Genomic DNA, 4,844 nt, shown 5'->3' with positions numbered 1-4,844 from the left:
GCTTTGCCGCGGCGGGATGCTCTGTTACTGTTGACCTCTCAGATGCACTGCGGTGTTAAGCTGGCTTTCGTGCTTTAGTTGAGACGTTTAATCTGAAAGCCTAATTCAATACTGTGGCGAGAGGGGATAACTTAATTTTCATTGCATCAGCGAATGCGGTATCCATTCCGAGTCTCGTAATAACGGCACGTTCATAATCCGCTCGCTCGCGAAATCTCAATGCTGCCGCTACGGCGCTGAGCATCGGGCTTTCTCGAATTGGATATTTTGCGACTATCGCATCGTACTCCCCTCGAGTTACATAATTTTGCAGTCTATTTAATTCTGAGGCGTAAGTGGACCCGACACTAAAATTAATTTTTTGGTCACGTGCCGCAACAATATCTTCCTTTGACGGTAGCGAACTTATCACCAAGTTGCGAAATTTTAATATGGCAATATACGATGCAAGGTGCTCTTGGCGATCGACCGCTGCAAGGGCCGAGAGCGCACTGCTTTTCGCACTGTCTATGAGTTCACGCAGTGGAATGCCTAAAGTGGCTGATTGTGATTGTGCAACTGCGTTTATAGATTCGATACAATAATAAAGAGACTCTATGCTGGCTATCGGAAGGGCAAAAATCTTTTCCTGTCGAAGGGCTTCTATCTGATCAGATCGAAGCGTGTCATTATCTATCAGCCCATATGGGCTGGCATGATGCATTGACTCTAAACTTTTGAGGGCTTTCACGGCGTTTTTTACATCGCGTGCCGTGCCTTTCGGACGTACCGACGCATTTGGAAACAATATCGCATAAAATGCTTGATCAAGGCTATTTTCTTGCCCTTCAACGAATAGGATCTTTCGTCGAGATCCAAGCAGATCCACTCGTAAATCATCGGGAATACCATCAATAGAACTTAAGATATCGACATCCCAGTTCATCACGTGATCACCGCTCCATGAGCATCCGCGCACCAATACGACTAAGCCTTCGGATCCATGAGACGGTAAATCCAGCTCGTGGGTACTTATGATAAAGCTGCAATCCGGTCGCTCGCGAAGAAGAGCTGATATCAACGGTACAACAATTGACCTGTGAAGGTGAAGTTCGGGTTCGTCGATGAAAAATATAGAACCGGAGGGGGCTGATAAAACATCTGATGTAACGATGAGTGCTGCCCGTTCTCCATCCGACATCTTTGCTATACTATAAGGATCTCCTCCGCGACGAGCCTGCATCTCAGATCCTCCCATTATAACCTCTACTGGGAAGTTCGCTTGACGCAGAATGCTATTCATCCGGTCAAATGGAGACAAACTATTTTCAAGTCTCGAAATTGCCTGTTGCCTTGTTGCAGGGTTTCGTATTTCATTGGCTGCGTCTACTTTAAACTGCGTTTCCGATGACTGTAAATCGAGAATAGCGCGCTCATTTCGCTGTGTGCCGCTTATTGGTCGATATCGAGTGGATGGCTGACGGTCCCAAGCCATCCAATTGTTTTCCATTTGTCGACGAGACGCTGGAGTCATTTGAAGGCTATCATTATCGAAATAACTTGGGCGAGATCCAGGAATGTAAATACCTTTTGGCAACTGACTGACTAAATTGTGTATTAATGCGGATTTGCCGGTGCCGTTTCTACCCAAAATATAAACCGCCCGTCCGGCAATTAATGGTGTCGGAACACTTCCGGAACGAGTGTTGATGTGTATTGTGCCAAGTCGGACGTCGCTGATATCCACCGTTAGGTACTCCAAATCTAGGTAATACTATAAAAACGGCGCCAGATACTTCCCCGTAAAGCTCCGCCCCGCCTTCACTACCTCCTCCGACCCGTCGACTAGGCCGACGCTCATGCATCGGCTTAGCTCAGGACAGGCGCGTCCCCGCGCTGCTTCCGCAACAGCGGCTTGAGATAGCGGCCGGTGAAGCTCTCCGGTACGTCGGCCACCGTTTCGGGCACGCCCGCCGCGACGATCTCCCCGCCCTTCACCCCGCCTTCCGGCCCCAGGTCGATGATCCAGTCGGCGGTCTTGATGACGTCGAGATTGTGTTCGATCACCACCACGGTGTTGCCCTGCTCGACCAGCGCGTGGAGCACCTCCAGCAGCTTGCGGACGTCCTCGAAATGGAGGCCGGTGGTGGGTTCGTCGAGGATGTAGAGCGTGTTGCCGGTGGCGCGGCGGCTGAGTTCCTTGGCGAGCTTCACGCGCTGCGCCTCGCCGCCCGACAGCGTGGTCGCCTGCTGCCCGACCTTGACGTAGCCCAGGCCCACCTCGACCAGCATCGCCATCTTGTCGCGGATCGGCGGCACGTTGGCGAAGAAGCTGGCGGCGTCCTCCACCGTCATGTCGAGCACGTCGGCGATGGAGTGGCCCTTGAACTTCACCTCCAGCGTCTCGCGGTTGTAGCGCGCGCCGTGGCACACGTCGCAGGTGACGTAGACGTCGGGGAGGAAGTGCATCTCGATCTTGAGCACGCCGTCGCCCTGGCACGCCTCGCACCGTCCACCCTTGACGTTGAAGCTGAAGCGCCCCGGCTTGTAGCCGCGCGCCTGCGATTCCGGCAGCCCGGCGAACCAGTCGCGGATCTGCGTGAAGGCGCCGGTGTAGGTGGCGGGGTTGGAGCGCGGGGTGCGGCCGATCGGCGACTGGTCGATGTCGATGACCTTGTCGAGATGCTGGAGGCCGGTGATCCTGTCATGCTTGCCCGCCAGGATGCGTGCGCCGTTCAGCTGGCGCGCGGCGGCGGCGTAGAGCGTGTCGATCGTGAAGCTGGACTTGCCCGACCCCGACACGCCGGTGATGCAGGTAAAGGTGCCGAGCGGGATCGACGCGGTGACGCCGGTCAGATTGTTGGCGGTGGCGTTGTGGACGGTCAGCTTCTTGCCCGATCCCTTGCGGCGCTTGGCGGGGAGCGGGACTTCGCGGGTGCCGTTGAGGTAATCGGCGGTGATCGACGTCTTCGACTTGAGCAATTGCTTGACGGTGCCCTGCGCCACCACCTTGCCGCCGTGGACGCCCGCGCCCGGCCCCATGTCGATCACGTAATCGGCCATGCGGATCGCATCCTCGTCATGCTCGACGACGATGACGGTGTTGCCCAGGTCGCGCAGCCGCCGCAGCGTGGCGAGGAGCATGTCGTTGTCGCGCTGGTGCAGCCCGATCGACGGTTCGTCGAGGACGTAGAGGACGCCGGACAGCCCGCTGCCGATCTGCGACGCGAGGCGGATGCGCTGGCTCTCGCCCCCGGACAGCGTGCCCGAGGTGCGATCGAGGTTGAGATAGTCGAGCCCGACGTTGTTGAGGAAGCCGAGCCGCTCGACGATCTCCTTCAGGATGCGCTCGGCGATCGCGCGCTGCTGGTCGCCGAGATGGTTCGGCAGGTCGGTGAAGAAGGCGAGCGCGTCAACCACGCTCATCCGCGTGGCGTGGCTGATATCCTCGCCGGCGATCTTGACCGACAGCGCCTCGGGCTTGAGGCGCGCGCCGTGGCAGACCTCGCACGCCTGCGACGACTGGTATTTGGACAGCTCCTCCTTCATCCACGCGCTCTCGGTCTGGAGGAGGCGGCGGTTGAGGTTGCCGATGACGCCCTCGAACGGCTTCTTCACGTCGTAGCTCTTCTTGCCGTCGACGAAGGTCAGCGTGACCGGCTTGCCGCCGGTGCCGTGGAGGATCACCAGCTTCACCTCGCCCGGCAGGTCGGCCCAGGGGGTGTCGAGCGAGAAGCCGAATTCGCGCGCCAGGCTGGCCATCACCTGCATGTAATAGGGCGAGGGCGGGTTGCTCTTCGCCCAGGGGACGACCGCGCCCTTCTTGATCGACAGATCGTGGTTGGGGACGACCAGATCCTCGTCGAAGATCATCTTCTCGCCCAGCCCGTCGCACGCCGGACATGCGCCCTGGGGAGCGTTGAAGCTGAACAGCCGCGGCTCGATCTCGGCGATGGTGAAGCCGCTGACCGGGCAGGCGAACTTTTCGGAAAAGACGATCCGGCCGGGCGGGGCGTGATCGCCGAGCACGACGCTTTCGGGGGTGCGCGGTTCGACGGGGTCGGCCGGGTCGATATAGGCCAGGCCGTCGGCAAGCTTCAGCGCGGTCTCGAAACTGTCGGCGAGGCGGGTCACGACATCCTCGCGCACCACGAGGCGATCGACCACCACCTCGATATCGTGCTTGTACTTCTTGTCGAGCGCGGGCGCCTCGTCGATCTCATACACCTCGCCGTCGATGCGCACGCGGGTGAAGCCGGCCTTCTGCCACTCGGCCAGTTCCTTGCGATATTCGCCCTTGCGCCCGCGCACGACGGGGGCGAGCAGGTAGAGGCGCGTCCCCTCCGGCAGCGCCATCACGCGGTCGACCATCTGGCTGACCGTCTGCGCTGCGATCGGCAGGCCGGTGGCGGGGGAATAGGGGACGCCGACGCGCGCCCACAGCAGGCGCATGTAATCGTAGATCTCGGTGACCGTCGCCACGGTCGAGCGCGGGTTGCGGCTGGTCGTCTTCTGCTCGATCGAGATCGCGGGGCTCAGCCCCTCGATATGGTCCACGTCGGGCTTCTGCATCAGCTCCAGGAACTGGCGCGCATAGGCCGACAGCGATTCGACGTAGCGGCGCTGCCCCTCGGCATAGATGGTGTCGAAGGCGAGGCTGGACTTGCCCGAACCCGACAGGCCGGTGATGACCGTCAGCGTATCGCGCGGGATATCGACGCTGACGTCCTTGAGGTTATGCTCGCGCGCGCCGCGGACCGAAATCGTGGTGAGTGCCATGCGGGAATATGTTCCAGATTTGTTCGCGCGCGTCCAGACGGCGCGTGCCGGCCGGATGTGGGGCGATGGGGGGAGCGGGGCAAGAT

Annotated in this window: 2 protein-coding genes; both read right to left on the bottom strand. The window is 59.3% G+C overall.

Annotation, left to right across the window (positions count from 1 at the left end; all coding sequences use genetic code 11):
• Positions 1-100: 100 nt before the first annotated feature.
• Positions 101-1,726: an AAA family ATPase gene (locus AX685_RS21210; protein WP_156445881.1), complete on the bottom strand. Its 1,626-nt coding sequence runs from the start codon at positions 1,724-1,726 to the stop codon at positions 101-103.
• A 122-nt stretch (positions 1,727-1,848) separates the two neighbouring features.
• Entirely contained in the window at positions 1,849-4,758 is a 2,910-nt protein-coding gene (gene uvrA / locus AX685_RS16610; protein ID WP_066490664.1) for an excinuclease ABC subunit UvrA, read from the bottom strand.
• Positions 4,759-4,844: the final 86 nt, after the last annotated feature.

The organism is Sphingomonas sp. CCH9-F2 (assembly GCF_001556735.1).
Classification (GTDB): domain Bacteria; phylum Pseudomonadota; class Alphaproteobacteria; order Sphingomonadales; family Sphingomonadaceae; genus Sphingomonas; species Sphingomonas ginsenosidimutans.
Note: the sequence above shows the minus strand (reverse complement) of the source record. Positions and strands in the feature narration are given on the sequence as shown.

What these genes read in the sequence shown, in the direction of transcription:
- uvrA (WP_066490664.1), bottom strand. Translation starts at nt 4,758, where the DNA reads ATGGCACTCACCACGATTTCGGTCCGCGGCGCGCGCGAGCATAACCTC.